At 46.7% G+C, this 23,435-nt stretch carries 25 protein-coding genes; 5 read left to right on the top strand and 20 right to left on the bottom strand.

What is annotated here, in order from left to right; all coding sequences use genetic code 11:
- Positions 1 to 12: 12 nt before the first annotated feature.
- From LEP1GSC061_RS00910 to adh, 13 genes are all read right to left on the bottom strand, one after another.
- A complete protein-coding gene (locus LEP1GSC061_RS00910; RefSeq protein ID WP_016543719.1) occupies positions 13 to 270 on the bottom strand; it encodes a hypothetical protein in 258 nt (85 codons plus the stop codon).
- Positions 263 to 1,036 carry a DNA repair protein RecO gene (gene recO, locus LEP1GSC061_RS00905; RefSeq protein WP_016543369.1) on the bottom strand — a complete coding sequence of 258 codons (774 nt, stop codon included), beginning with the start codon at positions 1,034 to 1,036 and terminating at the stop codon, positions 263 to 265. The genes LEP1GSC061_RS00910 and recO overlap by 8 nt, the downstream gene beginning before the upstream one ends.
- Entirely contained in the window at positions 1,009 to 1,341 is a 333-nt protein-coding gene (gene ybeY, locus LEP1GSC061_RS00900; RefSeq protein WP_232218358.1) for an rRNA maturation RNase YbeY, read from the bottom strand. The genes recO and ybeY overlap by 28 nt, the downstream gene beginning before the upstream one ends.
- Before the next feature lie 152 nt (positions 1,342 to 1,493).
- Positions 1,494 to 3,902 carry an HD family phosphohydrolase gene (locus LEP1GSC061_RS00895; protein WP_016544081.1) on the bottom strand — a complete coding sequence of 803 codons (2,409 nt, stop codon included), beginning with the start codon at positions 3,900 to 3,902 and terminating at the stop codon, positions 1,494 to 1,496.
- Positions 3,902 to 4,870, bottom strand: a complete 969-nt coding sequence (locus tag LEP1GSC061_RS00890) for a PhoH family protein (protein ID WP_040507527.1) — start codon at positions 4,868 to 4,870, stop codon at positions 3,902 to 3,904. The genes LEP1GSC061_RS00895 and LEP1GSC061_RS00890 overlap by 1 nt, the downstream gene beginning before the upstream one ends.
- A gap of 4 nt (positions 4,871 to 4,874) precedes the next feature.
- On the bottom strand, positions 4,875 to 6,680 hold the full coding sequence (gene aspS / locus LEP1GSC061_RS00885; RefSeq protein WP_016543894.1) for an aspartate--tRNA ligase: 1,806 nt from the start codon (positions 6,678 to 6,680) through the stop codon (positions 4,875 to 4,877).
- Between the two features lie 122 nt (positions 6,681 to 6,802).
- Positions 6,803 to 8,125: a replicative DNA helicase gene (gene dnaB, locus LEP1GSC061_RS00880; protein ID WP_016543994.1), complete on the bottom strand. Its 1,323-nt coding sequence runs from the start codon at positions 8,123 to 8,125 to the stop codon at positions 6,803 to 6,805.
- Between the two features lie 14 nt (positions 8,126 to 8,139).
- Complete coding sequence (gene rplI / locus LEP1GSC061_RS00875) at positions 8,140 to 8,604, bottom strand: 50S ribosomal protein L9 (protein WP_040507523.1); 465 nt, start codon at positions 8,602 to 8,604, stop codon at positions 8,140 to 8,142.
- 11 nt (positions 8,605 to 8,615) lie between these two features.
- Entirely contained in the window at positions 8,616 to 8,933 is a 318-nt protein-coding gene (gene rpsR / locus LEP1GSC061_RS00870; RefSeq protein ID WP_016543426.1) for a 30S ribosomal protein S18, read from the bottom strand.
- Between the two features lie 14 nt (positions 8,934 to 8,947).
- Positions 8,948 to 9,382 (bottom strand): single-stranded DNA-binding protein, encoded by a 435-nt coding sequence (locus LEP1GSC061_RS00865; RefSeq protein ID WP_016543491.1) that lies wholly within the window; start codon positions 9,380 to 9,382, stop codon positions 8,948 to 8,950.
- Complete coding sequence (gene rpsF / locus LEP1GSC061_RS00860; protein ID WP_016543603.1) at positions 9,375 to 9,650, bottom strand: 30S ribosomal protein S6; 276 nt, start codon at positions 9,648 to 9,650, stop codon at positions 9,375 to 9,377. Before rpsF ends, LEP1GSC061_RS00865 begins: the two co-directional genes overlap by 8 nt.
- A 161-nt stretch (positions 9,651 to 9,811) precedes the next feature.
- The gene (locus LEP1GSC061_RS00855; RefSeq protein ID WP_016543654.1) at positions 9,812 to 10,171 is read right to left on the bottom strand and encodes a DUF779 domain-containing protein; all 360 of its coding nucleotides are present in this window, start codon (positions 10,169 to 10,171) and stop codon (positions 9,812 to 9,814) included.
- Positions 10,172 to 10,218: 47 nt separating this feature from the next.
- A complete protein-coding gene (adh, locus tag LEP1GSC061_RS00850; protein WP_016543805.1) occupies positions 10,219 to 11,751 on the bottom strand; it encodes an aldehyde dehydrogenase in 1,533 nt (510 codons plus the stop codon).
- Between the two features lie 206 nt (positions 11,752 to 11,957).
- Here adh and LEP1GSC061_RS00845 point away from each other — a divergent pair, with 206 nt between their 5' ends.
- Positions 11,958 to 13,778 (top strand): sigma-54-dependent Fis family transcriptional regulator, encoded by a 1,821-nt coding sequence (locus LEP1GSC061_RS00845; protein WP_016543995.1) that lies wholly within the window; start codon positions 11,958 to 11,960, stop codon positions 13,776 to 13,778.
- Here LEP1GSC061_RS00845 and LEP1GSC061_RS00840 read toward each other — a convergent pair.
- From LEP1GSC061_RS00840 to purU, 4 genes are all read right to left on the bottom strand, one after another.
- Positions 13,775 to 14,983, bottom strand: a complete 1,209-nt coding sequence (locus LEP1GSC061_RS00840; protein WP_040507520.1) for a CapA family protein — start codon at positions 14,981 to 14,983, stop codon at positions 13,775 to 13,777. The two genes, LEP1GSC061_RS00845 and LEP1GSC061_RS00840, sit on opposite strands and share 4 nt — an antisense overlap.
- A gap of 579 nt (positions 14,984 to 15,562) precedes the next feature.
- Entirely contained in the window at positions 15,563 to 15,811 is a 249-nt protein-coding gene (locus LEP1GSC061_RS00830; protein WP_040507518.1) for a hypothetical protein, read from the bottom strand.
- 107 nt (positions 15,812 to 15,918) lie between these two features.
- The gene (locus tag LEP1GSC061_RS00825; protein ID WP_040507516.1) at positions 15,919 to 17,328 is read right to left on the bottom strand and encodes an SLC13 family permease; all 1,410 of its coding nucleotides are present in this window, start codon (positions 17,326 to 17,328) and stop codon (positions 15,919 to 15,921) included.
- Positions 17,329 to 17,433: 105 nt separating this feature from the next.
- A complete protein-coding gene (gene purU / locus LEP1GSC061_RS00820; RefSeq protein WP_016543345.1) occupies positions 17,434 to 18,297 on the bottom strand; it encodes a formyltetrahydrofolate deformylase in 864 nt (287 codons plus the stop codon).
- Positions 18,298 to 18,532: 235 nt separating this feature from the next.
- On the opposite strand from purU, the gene LEP1GSC061_RS00810 reads away from it, so the two are divergent.
- From LEP1GSC061_RS00810 to LEP1GSC061_RS00795, 4 genes are all read left to right on the top strand, one after another.
- Positions 18,533 to 18,940, top strand: a complete 408-nt coding sequence (locus tag LEP1GSC061_RS00810) for an Hsp20/alpha crystallin family protein (protein ID WP_016543533.1) — start codon at positions 18,533 to 18,535, stop codon at positions 18,938 to 18,940.
- 11 nt (positions 18,941 to 18,951) lie between these two features.
- Complete coding sequence (locus LEP1GSC061_RS00805) at positions 18,952 to 19,344, top strand: Hsp20/alpha crystallin family protein (RefSeq protein ID WP_016544005.1); 393 nt, start codon at positions 18,952 to 18,954, stop codon at positions 19,342 to 19,344.
- Between the two features lie 93 nt (positions 19,345 to 19,437).
- A complete protein-coding gene (locus LEP1GSC061_RS00800; protein WP_016543899.1) occupies positions 19,438 to 19,779 on the top strand; it encodes a DMT family protein in 342 nt (113 codons plus the stop codon).
- A 266-nt stretch (positions 19,780 to 20,045) separates the two neighbouring features.
- A complete protein-coding gene (locus LEP1GSC061_RS00795; RefSeq protein WP_415751817.1) occupies positions 20,046 to 21,197 on the top strand; it encodes an integrase core domain-containing protein in 1,152 nt (383 codons plus the stop codon).
- A 238-nt stretch (positions 21,198 to 21,435) separates the two neighbouring features.
- Here LEP1GSC061_RS00795 and LEP1GSC061_RS00790 read toward each other — a convergent pair whose 3' ends face one another.
- From LEP1GSC061_RS00790 to LEP1GSC061_RS00780, 3 genes are read right to left on the bottom strand one after another with little or no spacing between them, the layout of a single operon-like run.
- Entirely contained in the window at positions 21,436 to 22,032 is a 597-nt protein-coding gene (locus tag LEP1GSC061_RS00790; RefSeq protein ID WP_016543614.1) for an SCO family protein, read from the bottom strand.
- Between the two features lie 24 nt (positions 22,033 to 22,056).
- Positions 22,057 to 23,085, bottom strand: coding sequence for a multicopper oxidase domain-containing protein (locus LEP1GSC061_RS00785; protein WP_016543699.1), 1,029 nt, complete (start codon positions 23,083 to 23,085; stop codon positions 22,057 to 22,059).
- Positions 23,086 to 23,098: 13 nt separating this feature from the next.
- The gene (locus tag LEP1GSC061_RS00780; protein ID WP_016543556.1) at positions 23,099 to 23,413 is read right to left on the bottom strand and encodes a PLDc N-terminal domain-containing protein; all 315 of its coding nucleotides are present in this window, start codon (positions 23,411 to 23,413) and stop codon (positions 23,099 to 23,101) included.
- Positions 23,414 to 23,435 lie beyond the last annotated feature (22 nt).

Below are 23,435 nucleotides of genomic sequence, written 5' to 3'. Positions count from 1 at the left end.
GCGGCGGGTTTCCTATTTTTGGGAGGATTGATTTTCCCAATCCGGAAAGAGTCTTTTCTCCCGGATCGTATTCCAGCTTTTGTCCAATGCCCCCAGGACAAGATTTTTCTCCCTGAGGATACATTCAAGAGTTTGGCAGGATCTGGAATCCTCTCGGAATGCGGTCCTGGGCGGCGGATCCTTTTTACCCCAACGTTGGTCCAGGACCAAACCGAATACGAGTCCGACTATATATAAAAGTAGAAAGCAGGTTTTAAAAAACTTATTCAAGGCCGTCTCCCAAGGCTTCGTAGAGCATGGCTTCCGATTTCAGTCGCTTGCCGAGTAGTGGCTTTAAGGCCCGGTTGCTGAGACTATCCGCCTCCTTCAGGAGTTCAAGGGAAATCTTTTTCTCCTTTAAGTCCCTATAACGCAGCAACAGACAATCCTGCAAAAAACGAACCAGTCCCAGTTTGTCCGATGGAGGAGTTTGGCAATCCCCGCAAACGATTTCGAAATGACTCTCCTCAAGGCTACAGGCTTGCATTTCGGAAACGGTCTTGCCGCAACTCGCGCATTCCATCTCCCTGGAAACGAAACCTCCTACATACAGTAGTTTTAATTTGAAGAAAGGTAAAAAGACCGGACGATATCCGTCTTCGTCCAGTTCTTTTAAGGCCGCGAGAAGAAGCTTATACTCCTGAGGATGAGATCCTCCCTCCGTAAGAAAAGCGGATACCAGTTCCACAAGATAAGCGACAAGCACGGTCCCTGTATAACCGGTCTTAGCACGGTCGAAACGCTGGATGAGTCCGATCTCCTTTACGTTATAGGACTCCCTACCTTGCGTATAATAATAATCCAATACGGTAAGAGAACCCGGTTCGACGGCGGCGATGGGGCGGGTCTTACTTTTCTTAATCCCCTTTACGCGGAAACTTCCCACTTCCCCCTCTTCGGGAAGTAGTCGAAGGAAAGCGTCTCCTTCGGGAAGAATCCGACTTTCCATTACGATTCCCTTGGTTTTCTTTAAGGCCCCAGAACTAGATCCAGACATAGATCTTCCTTTTCCTTCATGAGAGCCTCGTCCGATTCTCCTCTTTCGTGATCGTAACCGATTAGATGCAAAAATCCGTGTACAAATAATCGAAAGAATTCTTCCTTTTCGCTATGACCGATTTGTTTCGCCTGTGCCTTACAGGTGTCCCAGGAGATGACGATCTCTCCCAGGCTTAAGACGGGTCCGAATTTTTTATCTGCCGTAGGGGGAAGTTCCCAAGGAATCTCGTCGAAACTCAAAGGAAAAGACAGGACGTCCGTTGCATAATCTTTCGCCCTCCTGACCCGATTAATTTCCCGCATATTAGGGTCGTCCACGAGTAACAGCGAAATCTCCGTTAGAATATTAGGAAATGCGAATCCGGTTAGAACGGAAGATCGGTCTCCAAGGAATTCCTCGTTCAACCAATCCGGGAGAGAATGTTCCGAAATATCGGAAGCGAATGAAAACAAGATTAAGAGGCCTTTCCGGCATTCTTGCCTAGAATATTCCTATTCTTCTCCTCCAGTGCCTTGGTGTCTTCCGGTTTGGGATATTTAGGGCGGGAATGAAGACTGGAGAGCAGCACTTCTTTAAAGGAGGATTTGACAACTTCCAGATCGCCGAGAGTCAGTCCGCATTCGTCCAATTGGTTCTCAGCAAGCTTGCTATTTACGATTTTCGTAATAAGTGCATCCAAGGCTTCCGGAGTGACTTCTTCCAAAGAGCGACTCGCAGCCTCCAAGCTATCCGCGATCATCACGATCGCGGTTTCCTTTCTCTGTGGCTTGGGTCCGGGATACTGGAAATCCTGCTTTCTCAATTTCTTTTTCTGAGAAGGAGAAAGTTCGGCCAATGCTTTATGGTAAAAGAACGCCATCGTGGAAGTGCCATGGTGTTCCGGAATGAAATCGATGACCTCACGAGGCAATCTGGCCTTCTTGGCCATCTCTATTCCGTCCAATACGTGATCGATCACGATCTTTGCCGCCTTGGCTGGATTATTCTTATCGATATTTTCCTTTTTAGGAATCAAATGCTGGTTCTCCACGAAAAAGCCCGCGTTCGGAATCTTGCCTATATCGTGGAAATATACTCCGACCCTTGTGAGTAACCAATCCAGTTCCAAATTTTGGGCAGCCCTTTCCGACATCGCCGCCACAAGAAAAGTATGGGTATAAGTGGAAGGCGCCTTAGTCAGGAGGCTCTGGAGAAGCGGATGTCCCGTATCGGCCAATTCCATCAGTTTGAATCTGGTAGGAATATTGAAAACGTATTCGTAGATGGGCAAAAGCAACTGGGTGAGAGTCGAGCATACGAATCCGTTCACTAAGCATAATAAATACAATTTGAATATATTCGATTCCCATAAGTCCCGCAAATAGGAACCGGAAGGAACCGCCACCCAATAATTTCGCGAATCGAAAAGATAGCCGGAAGAAGAGATTAGAATCTGGACCAAGGCCATATAGAATCCGGCCTTGATAAAATCGATCCGCTTACGCATTTTTCTTCCGTACGTGGCCGCAACCACGGTCATCACGAAAGCCAACATGAAGGAAGTGGGATTATAACGGGAAGCGGCGAACACGAAGAACGAGAGAAAGAATCCTATTGCTATCGACAGCTGCTCATCGTAGATCATGGAAAGAATGAGACAGACCATTCCCGTAGGAATGACCAAAGCGAAATAGAATACGGCGTCGTAACTGTTTTCGAAGCTATAGAACGCTTTGGACGCGAGATACGTCCAGAGTACCAAAGACCAGATCAAAGTGAATACGATAACGTTACTCGATACGTCATTCAATCTCTTAGGATTGTATTTCTTTAGGAAAGCGTAGACTATGATTACGAAAATGGATTGAATAAGAAGAATGGAGATGATGGACGCTATATTGGCCCTGGTAGCGTAACGGTTTACGATCTGAAGTTTCTTGTGGATTTCCGGAGTGATGATCTCACCCGCTTTTACTATACTTTCTCCCGCATCTATGCGACTATTCACTGGCTCCGTTCTGTCCACAATCGCCTGCTTTTGGTTCTTGGTCTCCTCCGCGTTGTAAGTACAAGCCGGATTGGAATACACGTAAGTCAGGGAAAGTTTTTGGATCACGGAAAGAAGCTGCGGATCCGTAGCCTGCAATTTCTCAGATGCCAATCGATTCAACGCCTCGACGGTAGCATTGTCCCTGTATAAATAAGTCCTCGGAACCACTAGAGTTCCTTCCAAGGAGGAAATCTGTTCTTTGTTTCCGATGGCTCCGGAATTACGAACCTTAGCTTCTGCGGCTCTCATGGAGTTATAATCCGCCGGCGCGTCCCTAAGCACGCAGAAATTGGAAAAGATCAGATTGGTGTATTGCTGGACCAGATCCCGGACCCTGGATTTTCCGGGCGTCTTCAAAAGAAGCTCCAGATCCTCCTTGGACCTATTCTTCCAACGAGGAACCGTGGTAAGAAGTTCCGCGGCATTCTTCGCTTCTCCGCTTGGCTTCAAGGATCTGTAATTTTCCATATCCTCTTGGATAGCGGGACGGATGATATCTATGAGAATACGATAGTCCCGATCAAAATAATTGGGAGCCGCCTGATACGCTTTGAGTTTCTTTGCCTTGGTTTTTTCTTCGTCCTCGTAGACGATTTCCTTCAGGGAAACCACTTTTTCCAAAGCGGTCTTACCTTCCGAATAAGGACCGTCCGGAGAAAGATCGATCTTATCCTGACCGAAGAAAGGAATCGCAAGCATCCAGGTCACGATGATGAGAGTGATCGCGGTCAATATGACCTGAAATTTTCGAACGAAAGAAATGGGACGGATCTTGGTTAAAGTATCCGTAATCCAGGCCATTCCTCTCTCTAATAGCGATCCCAGGGGAAACATTACAATTCCTCGAACTTCCTCACTATCGTTTCTACCAGAGGATGTCTCGTGATGTCCTCTTTTCCGAAGAATACCTGTCCGATACTCTCCGTGCTCCGGAACAAGTTTACCACACGATCGAAACCGGATCTACCGTGTTCCAAATCGATTTGGGTCACGTCTCCGGAAATACACATGCGAGAGTTCCTACCCAATCGGGTCATAATCATCTTTAATTGGGAGAGGGTGCAGTTTTGGGCCTCGTCCAGAATGATAAAACTCTTGGAAAGTGTGCGCCCCCTCATAAATGCCACGGGAGCGATTTCTATTTTAGTGAGAGCTATATACTCCTGGGTCTTTTCGAAGCCGATACATTCGTTCAAAGCGTCGTATACGGGACGAAGATAAGGATCCACTTTTTGGTTCAGGTCTCCCGGAAGAAATCCAAGGTTCTCCCCCGCTTCCACGGCGGGGCGAGTAAGAACTATCTTATCAACGATACCGTTCTGTAGGAAACGACATGCCATTGCGACGGAGAGAAAAGTCTTTCCGGTTCCCGCAGGACCGATTCCAAATGTAATCAAATTATTTAAGAAAGATTGAATATACTTATCCTGATTCTTGGTCCTAGGATAAAGATGCTTTCCTTTATAGGTGGTGAGAATCTTTTCGCTGGGAGTAAAAGGAAGGTCTTCGGATTTTCTCTCTTCCTTTTTCTTTTCCCGGGTCGCTTGTTTGAGAAGATAACCGAAATCGAAGGAATCCGTGAAATCCCTGTCGGGTCTATCCCGGTAATTGGTTTCCAGCAGATTGAAAAAATCCAAGGCAAAATCTACCTTTGGGGAACTGCCTTCCAATTGGAATCCGTTTCCTCTCGGAATCAGATCCAGTTCCAATTGTTTTTCCAGATTCCGAACGCCTGCATCGTTGATCCCGCAGATCTTACGATACAGGTCTTGGTTTTCGAAAGTAAACTGTTCTTTCCTGATACGATTAAACCTTTATCAACCTAAGTTTCAGTTCTTGGAGCTGTTTTTCCTCTACCTCGGAAGGGCATTCGCTCATGAGGCAAATCCCTTTCTGGGTCTTAGGAAACGCGATCACATCGCGAATCGATTTTCCTCCGGTCATGAGCATGAGGATCCTATCGATTCCGAAGGCGATCCCTCCGTGAGGAGGAGCGCCGTATTCCAACGCTTCCAATAGGAAGCCGAATTTATTCTTCGCATCTTCCGGTCCGATTCCGAGAGTGGAGAATACTCTATTCTGCACTTCTTTGGAATGGATACGAATGGATCCGCCTCCGATCTCCACCCCGTTCAAGACCAAATCATAGGCCTTAGCCAGAGCATTTCCAGCTTCCTTCTGCAATCTTTCCTCGGAGGAAAAGATTTCCAGACTGGAGTCGCTAGGAGAAGTGAACGGATGGTGCAAGGAATCCCAGCGTTTGCTGTCCTTGTTCCATTCGAACATCGGAAAGTCGACGATCCAGGAAATATGAAAGCTTCCTTCCGCAGGTTTGTCAAATCTTTCCGATAACTTTAGACGTAGCGCCCCGAGAGAATGGTTCACGATCTCCCTCTCGTCCGCTCCGAAAAAGACCATGTCTCCTTCTTTGGAACCGACAGCGTTTGCGATTCCGGACAAAGCCTCCGGAGTGAACCGTTTCGTAATAGTGGACTCGAGACCTTCCGGCCCGTGCTTCATGTAGGCGAGGCCCTTGGCTTTGTAATCCCGATTCAACCAAGCGGTGAGTTCTTCGATTTCTTTTCGGGAAATAACGGAACCGCCCGGAACGCAAACCGCCTTCACTACTCCCCCGGAAGCGACTGCTCCGGAAAAGACTTGGAAATCGCTGTTTTTTACGATTTCCGAAACATCCACGAGCTTCATTCCGAAACGCAGATCCGGTTTATCGGAACCGTATTCTTCCATTGCCTGTTTGTAAGGCATACGGGCAAAGGGGCCTTGGAATCCGACTCCGAAGACTTCCTTCATGATTTGGGAGAATAGTCCCTCTATTTCGGAGAGAATTTCCTCCTGGGAAACGAATGCGAACTCCATATCCAGCTGGGTGAATTCGGGTTGGCGATCCGCGCGAAGGTCCTCGTCTCGGAAACATTTCACGATCTGGAAATATCTCTCCATTCCCCCCACCATTAGAATTTGCTTAAATATCTGGGGAGATTGAGGAAGAGCGTAGAAAGAGTTGGGATTCAAACGAGAAGGTACTAGAAAATCCCGAGCACCTTCCGGAGTGGACTTGTTCAGGATAGGAGTCTCTATCTCCAGGAATTTACGGGAATTGAGATAATTGCGAATCGCGAAGATGAACTCATGGCGTTTGATCATCCTATCTTTGAGTTCGTCCCTACGAAAATCCAAGTATCTGTATTTCAAACGGTGTTCTTCGGAAGTATCGTCGAACTCGTCCAGAGAGAAAGGAGGGGTCTTGGATTGGTTGAGAATCGAGAGTTTCTCGACCACTAACTCCACTGCACCGGTCGCCATCTTGGGATTCACGCTTTCCGGATCCCTTTTTTTGAGTTTCCCCTGGACTGCGATCACATACTCGGAGCGGATTTTTTCGGCCAAAGAAAAGGAATCCCCCAGGATTTCCTTGCGAAGAACGACTTGTAGGATCCCGGTTCTATCTCGGAGATCCACGAAAATGACCCCGCCCTGGTCCCGGAATCGGAACGACCATCCGAACAACGTGAGAGTCTTTCCTTCTTGGGCGACACTCGCTTCTCCCGCCCAAAATCTACTTTTATAATTTTCTAAAATCCAATCTTCCAAAGAAATACAGTTCCTTACTTCGTATTATAAGAGCTCGCTTTCGAAACTTAATTCGAAACGGACAAAACTTGAGCCGACATTTCGATTCACAAATACGGCCGTGTAAAATCCCTTTTGCGGGACTATACGTTATCAAATCTGGAAAGTTCGGGTCGGAAGGCAAGTGGAAAAGAACCCGTAGGCCCCGACCTGTTTTTGGCGACGATAATCTCCGCCATTCCTTTCATACGAGGATCTTCCTCCTCGTCCTTTCCCTTCTCTCCCCTGTAGATGAATGTAACGATATCCGCATCCTGCTCGATGGCTCCCGACTCCCGTAAGTCGGCGAGCTGGGGTCTTTGGTCCTTCGACCTCTGTTCGATGGAACGGTTCATCTGAGAAAGTGCGATCACCGGACATTTCGCTTCCTTGGCGATCTGTTTTAACGTTCTGGATATGGAGGAAACCTCTTGTTGGCGTCCCCCGTCCCGGTTTTTGGGATCACTCATGAGCTGAAGGTAATCCACGATGATGAGTCCCAGAGTTTCGTTGGTAAGAAGTTTACGTACCCTTCCTTTGAAATCGTCCACAGTCAGTGCGCCTGAATCGTCGATATAGATGGGAGAAGAAGTCACCTTCACGATCGCATCGATAAGCTTCGGAGCGTCGGAACGAGTGACTTCGGATCTTTTTAGTTTGTTCGATTCCACCTGGGCGTAGGAACAAACCAGTTTCAGAAGCAATTCCATCCGGCTCATCTCCAAAGAGAAGATGACGACGGGACGATTGTGTATGAGAGCCACGTTCGAGGCTATATTCAAAGCGAGGGTCGTTTTTCCGTTACCGGGACGAGCCGCGAGCACCATAAGCTCGTATTCTTTGAGGCCAGAAGTCATCTCGTCGAACTGGGTAAAATTAGTGCGAAGCCCCTTGATTTGGCCCCTGCTTTCCATAATTTCCCGGATATATTCGGAAAGAGCCGCCTTGTCCTGGGCGACGGGAAGAAGTCCCTTAACGTCTGTGGCCCGAGATATCTCCGTCAGACTCTGCTCGATACGGTTAAAAACGGATTCGTTTTCCCCCGGTTCTTTCTGGATCAGATCCAGGGCGTTCATCAATAATTTGGAATATTTTCTTCTCTCGGAAAGACGCTTGATTCTGTCCGCATAGTATCCCAAGGGATGGGAAACCACGGAATCCTTATATAAGGAGTAAATGTATTCGTATTCCCTCTCCGGATCTTTGAGTAGGGAATTCTCTTTTAAGTAGTTCAGGACCGAGACAGGATCGACTGCGGTGCGCTTATCGACCAGGTCAATGATGGCCTTATAGACTCTTCTGTTTGTGTCTTGGTAAAAATCCTCAGGAGCGAGGGGGATGTCTATGAGGTTATCCGCCCCCTTGAGGAGCAGGAATCCAAGAAAGGACTTCTCGGATTCCAGTTCGTACAAGGAGTCGGCTTGCATGCGATTTTACTGGATCAGCCTGCGGCGGGAACTTCTTCCTCTTTCTTCACGTTGATAGTGATAGTAGGGAGGATACCTTCCGCGAGACGGATTTTCAGCTTATAGGATCCAAGGCTACGGATCGGTTCAGGGAACTCGATCTTACGCTTGTCCAACTCGAAACCTGCCGCTTTTAAAAGAGCCGCAACGTCCGCAGGAGTTACCGCTCCGAAAAGCTTGTCTCCGCCACCGGTTTTCACGGAAATTTCGAATTCCTTTCCGTTCAATCCGCCGGACACGGATTCCATGTCCTTCTTGCGTTTTTCTTTTTTCAGGTCGGCGAGTTTCTTCTGATGAAGAGCCATTTTGGTCTTACCTTCGGAAGCGCGAACCGCAAGTCTATTAGGGAAAAGGTAATTACGTGCGAATCCATCCGCAACGTCCTTGATATCTCCCGCATCGCCCAGATTGGAAACGTCTTTTTGCAAAATTACTCTCATTCGTTTCCTCCTCAGTTTACCTTGAACGGTAGTAAGCCGATGCTACGGGCTTTGCGGATTTCTCTCGCGAGAATCCTTTGGTATTTAGCGGAAGTTCCGGTGATTCTACGAGGAATGATTTTACCACGGTTGGTTATAAATCTCTCGAGGAGTTCCGTATTCTTATAATTGATTTGTTTCGCAAGTTCAGGGTCCGCAGTGAAACGGCAAACCTTCTTCTTGTATTTATTTTGTTTCTTAGGAGGGCGACCGCCTTCTTGGTCTAAAGGCATGCCCTCTGCGGTAACTTCCTTACCTGCTGTTTCTTCTTGGGTTTCGTTCTCTGACATCTATCGTGTCCTCATTAAAAAGGTATATCGTCGTCCATAGCGGAGCCGCTCATCTCCTCGTGTGAGGAGGAATAAGAGGAGCCGCTATTGGCGGAAGAACCGTATTCTCCGCCGCCGTTCTCTCTAGCTCCGATCATCTGGAAATTTTCCACGACGATACGGATCCGAGAGGCCTTCTTGCCTTCCATGGTTTCCCAGGTGTCCTGCTTCAAGCGTCCCTCGATCACGAGTTGTTTGCCCTTCTTGCAGTATTGCTGGATGATATCCGCGCCTTTTCCCCAGGCTTCGCAGTCGAAGAAATGAGTTTCCTCCTTCTTCTCTCCACCGGTCACATAGGTGCGACCGTTCGCTAAGGAAAAATTCACCAGGGAAGTCCCGTTGACCGTTTTGAATTCCGGGTCACGGGTCAGGCGACCGACAAGGGTCACCCGATTGATATCGTTAGCCATTGAGGCGGACGATCATAGAGCGGAGCAGATTTTGGTTCAAACCGAAGTCGCGCTCTACCTTTTCTAAGGCGGATTGATCAGCACTCACCTTGAAGTGGGTGAAGATGCCGTAATCTTGGTGTTTAATGGGATGCCAAAGTTTTTTCTGGCCCCAATCTTCTTCTGCGGTTACGTTGATGGAATGCTTTTTGAAGATCTCAACGACCTCGCTTTTAGCGACTTCCTTCGCGGTAGAACGCGTGATTGTGGTAATCTCGTAGTTTCTCAAAAGTTTCTCCTATGGGAAAATGCCCGCCTACGATCCGTGGCGAGCAGAAGAACCGGATTTTGCCCTATTTTCGGCCGCCTCGGTCGCCGGTCAAGGCCATAATTGGAAGGAGAAAAAGAAGGGATTCTGAAAGAATCCCAAAAGAAGAGTCACAAAACGGATTAGGCAGATCCGATATAGTCCGATTCCTCCAGGAGCCGGGATCTTGTTAGAAACCGAACTCCATACGGGGCCTCCACGCTGAAACTCGCCCCTCTTCCCGGTACCAAATCCAGGATCAGATGAGTATGACGCCAATATTCGAATTGTTGGCCTCCCATATAGACCGGGACGCCCTCCACTTCCCCGAGAAATACATCGTTTGCGCCTATGATAAAGTCACCCGCCGGATAACACATGGGTGCGGAACCGTCACAGCATCCCCCCGATTGGTGGAATAGCAGCTCGCCCTTCTCCGATTTTAATTTCCGGATCCAAGACTTAGCTTCCTCGGTGGCAGAGACCCTATTTATAATTTGCATTTCCCCTCCCAGGAGAAAAGCCCCCACTTGGGGGCTTTTTCGAATTTTTAGAAGAACCCGAGGGCCTTGGTGCTATAACTCACTAAAAGGTTCTTGGTTTGCTGGTAATGGTGGAGCATCATCTTATGAGTCTCTCTACCTATTCCGGATTGCTTGTATCCTCCGAAGGCCGCGTGAGCCGGATACGCGTGATAGCAATTCGTCCAAACCCTACCCGCTTGCAGTCCTTTACCTATGCGGAAAGCCCGGTTCATATCCAAGGTCCAGACTCCGGCTCCTAATCCGTAGAGAGTGTCGTTCGCGATTTCCAAAGCTTCCTTCTCGTCCTTGAATTTGGTAACGGAAACCACCGGTCCGAAGATCTCTTCTTGGAAGATTCTCATCTTATTGTTTCCGGTGAATATGGTGGGCTGCACGTAATATCCGTCTCCGATGCTTCCTCCCAGATTCGCTCTTTCTCCTCCGGTCAACACTCCTGCACCTTCTCTCTTTCCTATATCGATATAGGAAAGAATCTTTTCCAATTGGTCCACGGAGGCTTGGGCACCGATCATCGTGGAAAGAGAAAGAGGATTTCCTTGCTCGATTTTCTTGACTCGGGCGACGGCAAGGTCCATAAATTTTTCATAAATCGATTCCTGGACGAGAGCGCGAGAAGGACAAGTGCATACCTCTCCTTGATTTAAGGCAAACATCGCGAAACCTTCCAATGCCTTGTCCAAATATTCTTCTCCTCTTTGAAAAACGTCTTCAAAGAATATGTTCGCGGATTTTCCTCCCAGCTCCAAGGTCACGGGAATGATATTCTCGGAGGCGTATTGCATGATAAGCCTTCCCGTAGTAGTCTCTCCGGTGAAAGCGATCTTAGCGATCCTCTTACTTTGAGCCAGCGGTTTTCCCGCCTCTATCCCAAACCCGTTGACGATGTTCAGAACTCCCGGAGGAAGAAGATCCGATATCAATTCGGCCCAGTACAAAATACTAAGAGGAGTCTGTTCCGCAGGTTTTAGTACGACGCAGTTTCCTGCAGCCAAGGCAGGAGCGAGTTTCCAAGTAGCCATAAGAAGAGGAAAATTCCAGGGAATGATTTGCCCAACGACTCCTAACGGCTCATGGAAATGATAGGCTACCGTTTCATGATCCACTTCTCCTATGCTTCCTTCTTCCGCGCGGATACATCCCGCAAAATATCGGAAATGGTCGATAGCCAAGGGAAGATCCGCGGCCAAAGTCTCCCTTATCGGTTTACCGTTATCCCAGGTTTCAACGGTAGCGAGAGCTTCCAAATTCTCCTGCATGCGGTCTGCGATCCGATTCAAGATCAAGGAACGTTCCGCAAAGGAGGTCTTACCCCAGGCTTCTTTGGCCTTATGAGCAGCATCCAAGGCCAACTCGATATCTTCGGAACCGGAACGAGCGACCTCGCAAAGTTTCTTACCGGTCACCGGAGTAATATTATCAAAGTATTGTCCTTTTACCGGTCGAACCCATCCTCCTCCTATATAATTTTCGTACCTCGCCTGAAGTTTAATCTTTGCTTCCTTCTCGCCTGGCAAGGGATACACTTTCGTAGCAGTCATCGGACTTCTCCTTACTAATCTACCGAAAGATTGCAAAGAATGTGCCAAAGCGATTCGTCCTAAATATGTAGGAATTCCTACTCATTAACCTGCGTTTTATCAATTACTGTTCCAGTACATTGATCCATTTTGGAACAAGGGAACGTTCTTTTTTGTAAAAAGAAGTGGAAGGCAAGCGGAAAGAGAGTATTGTATTTCTCACCGTTATGGAATCCATTTCTCCGGAGAATCGAATCGTACAAGAATCCAGATCGAGGTCCAAGGATTTCGGACTCGATTCCGAATCCCCTATCGTACGGGATATTATGAGTTCTTCGGTTCTCCACCACACTCGTAGCGAAAATTTTCTTTTGCTTCGGTATGCCGTTCCGGTATTGGAGAGAATTTTTCCCAGACTTTCTCCCTACGGATATGTTGCCATTCTCTCGGACCAAAAAGGAAATATTCTACACAGCATAGGAGATCCGGAGTTCCTAAAGAAAACGGAACGAGTCTGCCTGAAACCGGGAGCCAATTGGGGAGAAGGAATCAGGGGCACGAATGCAATTGGAACCTCTCTCGCGATAGACGCTCCCGTCAGAATCCACGGAAGCAATCATTTCATGGAAAAGAATTCCTTTCTATCCTGTGCCGCAAGTCCCATCCATTCTCCTGAAGGCAAATTATTAGGAATTCTTGATATTACCGGACACTATAAGGACGAAATCCCGCATTCTCTTTCTTTGGCTTGCCTCGCGGCGGAATCGGTGGAGACAAGGCTTCTCCTGGATAGATCCCGCCAGGAAAAACTGGAGATCCTAAAAGAACTGGATGCGATATCCTCCGCCGAGACAAGAAGCATCGTCTCCTTAGACGAGTCTCGAAGAGTCGTATATCTAAATCGAAAGGCAAAACAACTCTTGGGAGAAGGGACGCTCGGAAAAGATTGGACGGAAGTTATCGAGTCTCCCGATTTTCCCGGAAATCCGAGATTCCATACGATCTATACCGGCAGAAAGAGAGTCTGGGGATTTTTAGATAAGCAAAAACCGATCTCTAAAGAAACCAGATACACGTTCGGGGATCTATACTGCAATTGTCCCAAAATCCAAAACCTGATCGGTCTTGCGAAAAGAGCGGCCGAGCACCATTTTCCGATTCTGCTATTGGGAGAATCCGGAACCGGAAAAGAAGTCTACGCGCAATCCATTCACAATCATAGCTCCAGAGCCGGAAAACCTTTCATAGCGGTTAATTGCAGTTCCATACCCGATTCATTGATAGAAAGCGAATTATTTGGCTATGAAAAAGGAGCCTTTACCGGAGCGAGTAAAGAAGGAGGGATCGGAAAATTCCAGGCGGCGGACGGAGGAACCATCTTCTTGGATGAGATTGGGGATATGAATCCTAGAGCCCAATCTTCCCTACTTCGAGTATTGCAGGAAGGAAGCGTAAATCCGGTGGGTAGTTACAAATCTCATAAGGTGGATGTGAGAGTGATCGCCGCGACTCATAGGAATCTCTGGAAGGAAGTGCAATCCGGAAAATTCAGAAAGGATCTGTATTTTCGACTAAAAGGAATCGTTCTCTACATGATTCCGCTTCGAGAAAGAACCGATATCATAGGATTATCCAAGGACATTCTAAAGAAAATCGGATCCGAGGACCGAGTATTTTCCAAAGAATCTCTCAAAAAAATTCTAAACTACACATGGCCGGGGAATATTAGAGAATTGCAAAGCGTTTTGCAACAGGCAGTCTTCTTATCTTCGGATAAAAAGGAAATAGAAGCCGAGTCGCTTGTCTGGGAAGAAGACTCCCTGGAAATCCCTTCGATTTACGCCTTGGAAAGCGATGGTCCGGAAGATATGGAATCCGCTTCCGCAACAAAATCCTGGGAGAAAAAAGCGATTCTGGAAGCCCTGGAAAAAGAAAATTACATAATCAGCAAGGCCGCAAAGAATTTGGGGATGGGAAGAAACACCTTATATAGAAAACTGAGAAAATATTCGATCGAACTTCCGAAATTCGGGTTAAAGGACGTTTAGTCCAGATCGATCCAGCCCCTTTCCCCTTCTATACGGATCTTAGTACCTAAATCCTGGGACAAAACCGCTATCTCATGTAAAAAGTTCTTAGCTTCCTCCCCCTTCAAAGGACGTACTAAATGATCTTCGTTTTGGAATTTTCCGAAGATAGGAACAAGTTCCGCTTTTAGAAGATTGCCTCGCTTGATATGTAAGATAACGATTATGTTATGATTCAAGTAAGCGTTTCTACTTCCGAAAATCAGATTTCCAAGAGAATAAAACACGAGAGTGTTTCCGATTCTTTCGATTCCTTGGGGAATATGCGGATGGTGGCCTATAATCACCTTCATCCCGTGATCGGACAGGCTCTTAGCGGTCTTTCTTTGTTCCGGGGTAGGAAAAGGAGAATATTCCACACCCCAATGCAATGAAAGAATTTTGAAAGGGCTTTCTTTAAAAAAAGCGGGAGACTTTTTCGAAGACTTTTTTCCGTTCTTGGTAGAATTTAAAATCGCATTCTCGGATTGAAATCGTTTCCCGAGTAAGTCCAGATCCAAGGGCATGACTCCAGGCTTGAGACTTGCATAATGGGATCTTCCCTCGGCGACATTGGTCGCAGAATAGACTCTTAGGGAAGTATTCTTTCCATCCCAGGTCCAAGGACGAAACGCAGCTTCCAAATTCTTGCCCGCGCCTATATGGGAAATATTTCTTTGGGAAAGGAAACGCAAAGTCTCCTCTAATCCCTCCGGTCCATGATCCATTGCATGGTTATTTCCCAAGGAAACGAGATCCACCCCCAGGAAAGACATGGATTCCAAATCGGATTCCTTGGCTTGAAAAACGTAAGCCTTGCCTTGGTCCCAAGCCTTCTCGGAAATTACTGGAGTCTCTAAATTCAATACTCTTAAATCCGCTTCCAGGAAAAGCTCTTGCAGTCCCTTTACGGGAGCTAGCTCGCCCTTGGATTTGATCGTATCTCGGATGCCCCAATTAAACATCACATCCCCGCCGAATAGAATCTTAACGATTTCAGGATCTTCTTCTTTACCTAAGAGTTTATCGATTTGGGATTCGATTTTTCCGACGAGTGCGGATCCCATATTCTGAGAAGAATCCGGTTTTTTTTCCGATATGCCCGCACAGCTAAATCCAAGGCCATTTAAGAATAATAATAGAGCAACTATTTGGAATGAAATCGGCGAGCTTCGAAAAAACCTCATGATTGGAGGACAGTATCGGAGCTTAGCTATAATTCGGAAATAAAATACTTACCTGTTCTTCTAAAACTCGCCCCCTCCTGAAATCGTATTTTTGCGCTCTTCATGAATTCAAGATGGTCCTGTAGAATTGACACCGGATCTATAATTTTCAGAAATTTACCGCCTCCTACGATTTGAGCCCAAGGGATCCCGGCATCAAAACTCACGAATTTACAGGAATGGCTTACGGCAAGCCCCAAGAAATGTAGATTTGTAAGGTTCTTAGAAAGAGAGAACCTCAAATCCGGAAAAATGGAAAGATTCGAAATAGAAATATCACCAACCTAAGTTGCGAAAGGAGTTCTCTTGCCTTCTCCTCGGAACCGGGACCGTTCGGATATTTTGGGCTTCCGAAAATACGAACAAATCCGTTTTTCGTAATTGGACAAGTAGCCCATGCCTCGGAAGATCTCTCTAAAAACCATTCCCAGGCGGCCTCATGGAATTCGTGATTCGAGTCCGTCAAAGCGATCAGCACATTTACATCCAAAAGGTATCCCATCGGTCCTTGGCTATATTTGTTAGAATTGAATCTTTGACCTATATTCTGATTTCTTTACGTATAGAATTTACCAAGTCGTCGCTGACCCGCATCCCGCCACGGGAAATCACAGGCCAGCCATACGAATCTTTATGCCAATCGAAGTCCACTTTTCGAAAGGCAAGTTTGACTTCTAAAGAATTTACCAAGGAGGTAAGAACCAATCCGGAAAAAGGAATCCCTTCTTCTTCAGCTAAAGCATTCGCTTTTTTGAATAATGTTTCCGGTATTTCCAAAACTGTTTTCATATTCCGAACCTTATTCAATCCATCGAAATTCTGAAGGATAATTTTTCGAAAATCAGGCGCGTTACCCGGAAAAGTGATTCCGGATAATTTATGTTTTTATAAAATATTCAACTAAAGAGAAGGAAACCCAAAAGAACCAAGATGAGCCCGAGAATTCCGATCTTCACTCCCACCTTTGCCATATCTCGGATCTCGAATCCCCCCACTGCATAGGCGACTGCATTCGGAGGAGTGGAAACCGGTAAGGACATAGCGAGAGAAGCTCCCAAGGCGGAACCTAAAACCAATTGTATCGCATAGGAAGAGTTCCCGGGTTGCAAAAGAGCGGCAACCGGTAATGCCAAAGGAACAAGCAAATTCGCAGTGGCCGTATTAGAAAGGAAGGTAGAAAGAAAAAGACCGATAGAGAAAAAGATCCCTAACACCCAAACGCTTTCTCCGGGACCCGTATTGGACCCGATGATTTCTCCGAACCAGATTCCCGCCCCGCTTTTTTCGATTCCGGTCCCTAAAGCGATTCCGCCCGCGACTAAAATCAAAACGTCCCATTCTAATGATCTCAAATCTTCGGATCCCAAGATCCCCAAAGAAGTGAATAATAATAGAGGAACTAGAGCTACAACTCCCGCCGGAATTCCATGCCAGGATTCGCTCAACCAAAGAAGAACCGTGAAAAAGAATCCGAACAAAACGAATCTCAGCTTCTTCTTAGAAACGGAATCTTCTGCGGAACCGTAATGTAGCGATATACTCAAACCCTCGGAAGCGGGAAAGGCCTTCAGTAGCCAAAACCAAGCAGCCGCAAGAAGTAACAGCAATAACGGAACGGCTACAAGCATCCAGGTTCCGAAAGAAAGAAATTCTCCATATCCCTGGTTCTTTAAATTGGCGAAAGCGATTACGTTTGGAGGAGAACCTATGGGAGTTCCGATTCCTCCCAAATTGGCAGCGAAAGGAATTCCTATCAATACGGCCTTGCGAAATTTTTCCTCCGAGTCCAGAGCGGATAAGAGAGGAAATACCAGCGCGATCATGAGGGAGGCGGTGGCAGTATTGCTCATCCAGAGAGAAATGGTCGCCGTAATGCACATGAGACCTAATAGAACGAACTGGGGCTTGGTTCCGAAATAAGGAAGTACCCGGTTTGCCAACCAGCGATCCACTCCTACTTTCACGCAAGCCTTTGCCAAAGCAAAACTTCCTAAGAATAGAATGACCGCCGAATCCGCTAAGGAAGAAAGAAAGATTCCGGGAACAGGATTCTTTCCGGGTCCTGGGTGATAAGGTCGAAGAATCTCCCATTTGCCCGGATTCGAAAAAAGGAGTATCTCTGCAAGAATGATGAGAATGGAGGTTGCATGCCCGGGAATGATTTCGAAGATCCAAAAGCCTGCGGCTAAAAAGAAGATGAAAAACATCCCTCCCACAGGAGGGGGCAAATATCCGAAAAAGGAAAGCAAAAGAGGAATGGAGGAAAGAAGCAAGGCAACGGGAAGGCGGATTCTTTTAAAACTCATGGGATTTCGAAACGATCGGAAATGATTAAAAGGCACTTAGATTCGGATTCGGTCAATCGGAATCGTTCGTCGATGGGTAAGGGAAATAAAAAATGAAAACCGGGATCATTCAAATATCACCGTACGATTTTGGAATACCATGACTCTGGATTCCAAAAGAAGGCGTAAAGCCTTGGCCAAAACCACTTTTTCCAAGTCTCTACCGTACAAAACCAAACGTTCCGGAGAATAACTATGATCCACATGGCTCACGTCCTGGACTAGAATGGGTCCTTCGTCCAAACTTTCGGTGACCATATGAGCCGTGCCACCGATGATCTTCACTCCCCTTTTGTAAGCCTGCTCGTACGGCTTTGCTCCTACGAAAGCGGGCAAAAAAGAATGATGGATATTCAGGATCCGATTCTCCCATTTCCGGACGAATTCCGGAGTAAGGATACGCATGTATTTAGCAAGAACGATCCAATCCGGTTTCAGTTCCGCAATCTTTTCGTTCAAGAGAGACTCGTGTTCCTCCCGATCCATGCCTTCGCTTGGAATGCAGTAAAATGGAATCCCGAAATCTCGGACGAGGTCTCCTAATACCTCGTGATTGGAAATCACTCCGGAAAGCTCCATAGGGAGTTCTCCATATCTCCAGCGCAGAAGAATATCTCCCAAACAATGGGGCTCTTTGGTGGCAAGTACTACGACTCTCGCCCTTTCCGGACGGGAGAGTCTGAGCTCGGCATCGGCAGGAAGTACCTTTCGTAGTTCGATAAAAAGATTCTCATCCGATTCTCCCCTGGGACAGGAATACTCGGTTCTCATGAAGAATACCTTCTCCAGAGGTTCTACGAATTCCTGATTACTCAAGATATTAGCTCCGATTTTGGCCAAGAACCCAGTAATTCGATGAATGAGGCCGGGTTCGTCCTTACACCGAATGAGTAGAATTTTCGTAGGATTTTTCGTTTCTTCCGATTCCAAGAATGCGCTCCGCAGTTCCAAAAGACTGGAAGAAACCCTACTTGTCCGATTCTTTTTTTGTCGGAAAGCCTAGGTTTTTAAGCCAGTTCTTCGGCCGATTCTCCTCGGAACATCAAAATCCCCCTCCCTGGCACTCGATAAAAAAGAGTGCTAAATTTTCAAAAAAGAGATTGAACTTTTTATCCTTTTTGGCACTCTATATATACGAGTGCCAAAAAGCAATGGAGGCAAAATCATGAGAAAGCACGACTTATTCAGCCAAGTTTTCGGACTACAACACCGGATTCATAATCTCTTCGATCCGATTTGGGAGGGGGGACATTCGTATCCGGCCCTAAACGTATATGCCGACTCGGATCATATCACGGTTACTGCCGAGATCCCTGGACTAGCTCCCGAGGACCTGGAAATTACGGTCGCCCATAACATTCTTACCATCGCGGGAGAATGGAAGGATTCCAAAACCGAACATCCTAGACGACAAGAAAGAGCTAGAGGAAATTTCAAAAGACAGTTGGAACTCCCCGTGGCGGTGGATTCCGAAAAAGTGCAAGCCAAGGTCCAAGATGGAGTACTAACACTCCGCTTGCCCGTGCAAGAGAGCGAGAAGCCTAGAAAGATCCGAATCGAAGCCAAGGCCTAAGGAGATTGAAGATGAGCACAACAGAATTATTGAATAAAGAGACGAATACGGAAACCACTAAGGAGAATAGGACTTCCAAACCTCTCTATACTCCGGCAACTGATTTATATTCGAACGAAGAAGAACATGTACTACGCATCGATCTTCCGGGAGTCAAAGAATCCGATCTGGAAATCTCCCTAGAGAAGAACGAACTGAGGATATCCGCTAAGACCACAGTTCCGGAAGTGCAAGGAGAACTCAGGTATTCCGAATACAGAGCCGGTGATTACAGAAGGAACTTCGTATTGTCCGAATCCGTGGAAGAGGATGGAATCTCGGCGGTATTGAAAAACGGAGTATTGGAGCTGAAGCTCCCTCGCAAAAAACCCCAGACCAAAAAAATCGAAGTGAAATCCGCTTAAAAGGCAATCGCAACAACCTTATCGATCCTAACCGGAGAAGAAGTTCTCCGGTTTTTTTTTGCCCTAAATCCCGAGGCTGGATTCTCTGGTCTTATGAGGACATTCGCTTTACTGACCCTATCCAATCTGTTCATGACCTTCGCTTGGTACGGGCATTTGAAATTCTTCAAGGATTTCCCATTATGGAAGACCATCCTCATCTCCTGGGGAATCGCTCTATTCGAGTATTGTCTTATGGTTCCAGCCAATCGGATCGGCTATGCGGAGGATGAACTGAGCGGCTTTCAGTTGAAAATTCTCCAGGAAGTCATCACGATCACGGTATTCATCGGCTTTGCCGTCCTGGTGTTAAGAGAAAGACTGAAATGGAACCACGCAGTTAGTTTCTTTCTTATCCTTCTCGCGGTCGCATTCGCTTTCTATGATAAAGATTGAAATCGAATTTAATCCGACCAAAATCATAGAGAGATCGCAAACATCCCCCCTAGCGCGCTTCACGAAGCAGTAGGTAGAGTGTAATTTTATTCAGGAAGGCCGCAGCCCGGCCGGCATCCCAACCAATCGTGAAAATTCTGAACGGAAATTCCGTTCCTCCGACCAGAACAGACGAGCCCCCGCCCGGGTACAAACCGGAGACATGGGTAACAAAATAGACCGGGAACATAGGTAACACTAAACGTATGCAAAGGAGGGCTAATCCTTTGCCGTGGAAAGAGGTGTCACCTATGGACGAGAAAGTAAAATTCATTGCAGCAGTCTGCGATGGTAATGTATCGATGAGTTCTCTTTGTGAGACATTTGGTATAAGTAGGAAGACCGGTTACAAATGGCTGGACCGTTACCGTAAAGAAGGTCCTGAAGGATTATTAGATAAAAATCGAGCTCCACATTCAAATCCGAATCAAGTGGGCTTTGCCGAAGAAAGGATGATCATAGGAATTCGTAAAGATCATCCAACCTGGGGGCCTCGAAAGCTTCTTGCGTTTCTGGAAAATTCTCATCCGGAGTTGGACTGGCCTGCTGCAAGCACGATAGGAATCATTCTGCAAAAAAGAGGTTTAGTAAAATCTAAAAAGAAACGGCAGGGAATGGCAAGATACTCTGAACCTTTCAAGGGGTATGATCATGCAAACGCAGTATGGTGTGCAGATTTCAAAGGAGATTTTAAGTTAAAGGATGGGATTCGTTGTTACCCGTTAACGATTTCAGACGGATATAGCCGCTTCTTACTCTGTTGCAAGGGTTTATCCGGAACAAGAACATATGAAACTAAAAAGGAATTCGAGAGATGTTTTAGGGAATATGGACTTCCTAATGCAATACGAACAGACAACGGGATCCCTTTTGCAGCAGGATTAGGAATTTCGCTACTTTCTACTTGGTGGATCAAATTAGGAATCTTACCCGAACGTATCCAGCCGGGCAAGCCACAGGAGAACGGAAGGCATGAGAGAATGCACAGGACCCTAAAGGCAGAAGCTGTTTATCCAATCCGTTCGAATATGAAGCAGCAGCAAAAATCTTTTGATAGGTTTAGGAAAGAATACAATAACGAACGTCCTCACGAAGCCTTAGGGCAAAAGACACCATCTCATTTTTATAAGGCATCTACAAGATCATTTCCGAATCGTATACCGGAGATTTCTTACCCTGGTCACTTCGAGGTCCGGAAGGTGGATGATGGGAATTTTTATTGGAAGAATAAAAGGTTCTTTGTTACTAAAAGTTTAGGGGGCGAGTATATAGGCTTCGAGCCAGTGGAGGATGGTATTTGGACAATTTATTTTAGCTTTGTTAAAATAGGAATATTTGATGAAAAAAGACAGAAGGTCTCTAGGATATTAAAAGTGTAACCCATGTCTCCGGTCTAAACTGTTACCTATGTTCCCGGACGTACAGAGTTTGGGTGGAGGGGGCGGGCTTAGTGGGAGAAAGGGACGGATTTCGCTATATCAGAAAAATCTAACTATTGCAAACAAAAAAGTATGCGTAGTATTCATGTAGGAACTGTCAATTTATTGACCAAATGATAGATTATTGAACGGAAATCCCGTTTCGATTAGAGTTAGCGAGTGCCCGCCCTTTTCCTATCTACAAAACTTTTCGGATCTCCTCGGCCAATTCTTCTCCCTTGATCCCTGTCGGAAATGCTTTTAAAATCCGCCCTTCCCTATCCACTAAATAAATGAAAAGACTATGATCGACTCCGTAACCGTCGGGAGCGTTAGGAGCCTGGACCTTTCTGGAAAAACTACCGAATCCTTTCTGGAGTCCTTCGATTTCCTCTTTCGTTCCGGTCAATGCCTCTAGATCCTTCCCGGGAAACCTCTCCACATATTTGCGCAAGACCTCCGGAGTATCCCTCTCAGGATCCACGGTTATAAAAATTGGCTTCGCATTTTGAGCATCATTTCCCAAAAGACTGAAAGCCTTTTCGATATCCGTTAAAGCCATGGGGCACATATCCGGGCAATGAGAGAATCCGAAATAAAGCACGAATATATTTCCGGGCAATTCTCCCAAACGAACGTCTTTGCCCGAGGTATCCTTTAAGACCGCGGTTTTCCATTCCGGCACCGGGTCCGAAGAGGCAAAATTTCCGTCTTGAGAGAATTTACGACCGAAATATCCGGCGACGAGGCCTAAAACCAAAATCCCCACGGGGAAAACGTATTTATTCAATTTCATAAATTATAATATTAGAACCACTTCTTAAACACCCACGATCCAACCCATGGCCCCTCTGTCCGCCATATGAGTCTGGTGGGGATGGAACATATATCTGCCGCGCTTGGTCAGAGTAAATTCTATAATTACCCTCTCCGTCTGTCCTAATGTAACCACATCCGTATGTTCGTCCGGAGTCAGTTTCGTTCCGGTTCGATATACGTCGAATGTCTGGGAATGAAGATGGAAGGATGCGATCGGATCGTATTCCGTCATATTCGCTATATACAAGCGAACCTTCTTACCCACCGGAACCTTGATCGGAAAGCGATCGTAAAAGCCTGCGATTCCGTTCCAAGCATAGATATCGTTTCTACCGACCTCTTTCAGATCCCAGCCGGCAAGTATAAGCATGAATTCCAATGCAGGAGGTCTGCCTCCGGGAGGATCCACTATGAATCCTCCGTAAAGCCCCTTCGCCATATGACTCGCCAAAGGAGGAACATGACAATGATAAGGATGGAAACCTATCGGACCCGCTTGGATCTTGTAAGTCTTTTCTGCTCCCGGAGCGATCGGTTCCCAACCGTCCTGCTGCGGATCATGGGTCCCGTGAAAATGAACGGAGTGAGGATGAGAAGAATGGTTTCTGAAAAGAATCTCCATATTCTGCCCTAGCCTCGCTCGTAGTACTTTTCCCGGAACGATCCCATCGAAAGTCCAAGCATTCATTACCGTTTCATGAGCCACGGTTAAAGGCATCTCTATGATATTCATTTCGGTTTGAAACGAATTTCCGGGAGGAGCCTGGGGAATGGAAGAATGCAGTTCCATGCGGGAAAGAAAGGATGCATCCGTATACATAGGAGGATGCACCATACTTCCGTAGGAGTTCCCTCCGATGGCTCCGGGAAGACGAACCGAAAGATTCGCGCCCTGTGCGGGAGCTTGAGGGAAGGTCCTACAAATCTCCCCTCCTTTTTTATCGGAGGAGACGAAGCCGGCAAGCCCGGTCCCGGCGGCAATCCCGGCTCCCCCTATTCCCAACCAGCGAAGGAAATCCTTCCGATTCATTTTTAACTCCCGATTAGAAACGGGCGATCGTAGAAATTACGAGCGTCAGCGCTAATAAACCTATACCTCCGTAAACCAAGCTAGTCTTGGCCCAGGAAGGAATCTTGGAACCCCCGGCGATATGATAGGCTCCCGCTCCGATCAAGGGAACAAGAACGATCGCCGCCGCCCAAAGACTGCCTTGTTTCGGGGTCACATCGTCCCTTTTGGAAAGGTCGATCAATGCCAAAGGCGCCCAAAGAGCGAAAAGGATATAGAAGATATAATATCCGTAAAAATTGAATAGAAGAGTGAAGAAACCCGGTTCTAAAATCTGAGTAGTTGCCATAAATAAACTCCTTAAATAAATT

Source organism: Leptospira wolffii serovar Khorat str. Khorat-H2 (assembly GCF_000306115.2).
Taxonomy (GTDB): domain Bacteria; phylum Spirochaetota; class Leptospiria; order Leptospirales; family Leptospiraceae; genus Leptospira_B; species Leptospira_B wolffii.
This window is presented reverse-complemented; position numbering and strand designations above follow the sequence as displayed.

Excerpts from the sequence above, each read along its gene's own strand:
- LEP1GSC061_RS00895 (WP_016544081.1), bottom strand. The coding sequence starts at position 3,902 with ATGTTTCCCCTGGGATCGCTATTAGAGAGAGGAATGGCCTGGATTACG.
- LEP1GSC061_RS00855 (WP_016543654.1), bottom strand. The coding sequence starts at position 10,171 with ATGCAAATTATAAATAGGGTCTCTGCCACCGAGGAAGCTAAGTCTTGG.
- LEP1GSC061_RS00805 (WP_016544005.1), top strand. The coding sequence starts at position 18,952 with ATGAGCACAACAGAATTATTGAATAAAGAGACGAATACGGAAACCACT.
- LEP1GSC061_RS00845 (WP_016543995.1), top strand. The coding sequence starts at position 11,958 with ATGGAATCCATTTCTCCGGAGAATCGAATCGTACAAGAATCCAGATCG.
- rpsR (WP_016543426.1), bottom strand. The coding sequence starts at position 8,933 with ATGTCAGAGAACGAAACCCAAGAAGAAACAGCAGGTAAGGAAGTTACC.
- LEP1GSC061_RS00800 (WP_016543899.1), top strand. The coding sequence starts at position 19,438 with ATGAGGACATTCGCTTTACTGACCCTATCCAATCTGTTCATGACCTTC.
- LEP1GSC061_RS00790 (WP_016543614.1), bottom strand. The coding sequence starts at position 22,032 with ATGAAATTGAATAAATACGTTTTCCCCGTGGGGATTTTGGTTTTAGGC.
- ybeY (WP_232218358.1), bottom strand. The coding sequence starts at position 1,341 with ATGCGGGAAATTAATCGGGTCAGGAGGGCGAAAGATTATGCAACGGAC.
- rplI (WP_040507523.1), bottom strand. The coding sequence starts at position 8,604 with ATGAGAGTAATTTTGCAAAAAGACGTTTCCAATCTGGGCGATGCGGGA.
- adh (WP_016543805.1), bottom strand. The coding sequence starts at position 11,751 with ATGACTGCTACGAAAGTGTATCCCTTGCCAGGCGAGAAGGAAGCAAAG.
- dnaB (WP_016543994.1), bottom strand. The coding sequence starts at position 8,125 with ATGCAAGCCGACTCCTTGTACGAACTGGAATCCGAGAAGTCCTTTCTT.
- LEP1GSC061_RS00825 (WP_040507516.1), bottom strand. The coding sequence starts at position 17,328 with ATGAGTTTTAAAAGAATCCGCCTTCCCGTTGCCTTGCTTCTTTCCTCC.
- LEP1GSC061_RS00780 (WP_016543556.1), bottom strand. The coding sequence starts at position 23,413 with ATGGCAACTACTCAGATTTTAGAACCGGGTTTCTTCACTCTTCTATTC.
- LEP1GSC061_RS00865 (WP_016543491.1), bottom strand. The coding sequence starts at position 9,382 with ATGGCTAACGATATCAATCGGGTGACCCTTGTCGGTCGCCTGACCCGT.
- LEP1GSC061_RS00840 (WP_040507520.1), bottom strand. The coding sequence starts at position 14,983 with ATGAGGTTTTTTCGAAGCTCGCCGATTTCATTCCAAATAGTTGCTCTA.
- LEP1GSC061_RS00810 (WP_016543533.1), top strand. The coding sequence starts at position 18,533 with ATGAGAAAGCACGACTTATTCAGCCAAGTTTTCGGACTACAACACCGG.
- LEP1GSC061_RS00830 (WP_040507518.1), bottom strand. The coding sequence starts at position 15,811 with ATGAAAACAGTTTTGGAAATACCGGAAACATTATTCAAAAAAGCGAAT.
- LEP1GSC061_RS00785 (WP_016543699.1), bottom strand. The coding sequence starts at position 23,085 with ATGAATCGGAAGGATTTCCTTCGCTGGTTGGGAATAGGGGGAGCCGGG.
- recO (WP_016543369.1), bottom strand. The coding sequence starts at position 1,036 with ATGTCTGGATCTAGTTCTGGGGCCTTAAAGAAAACCAAGGGAATCGTA.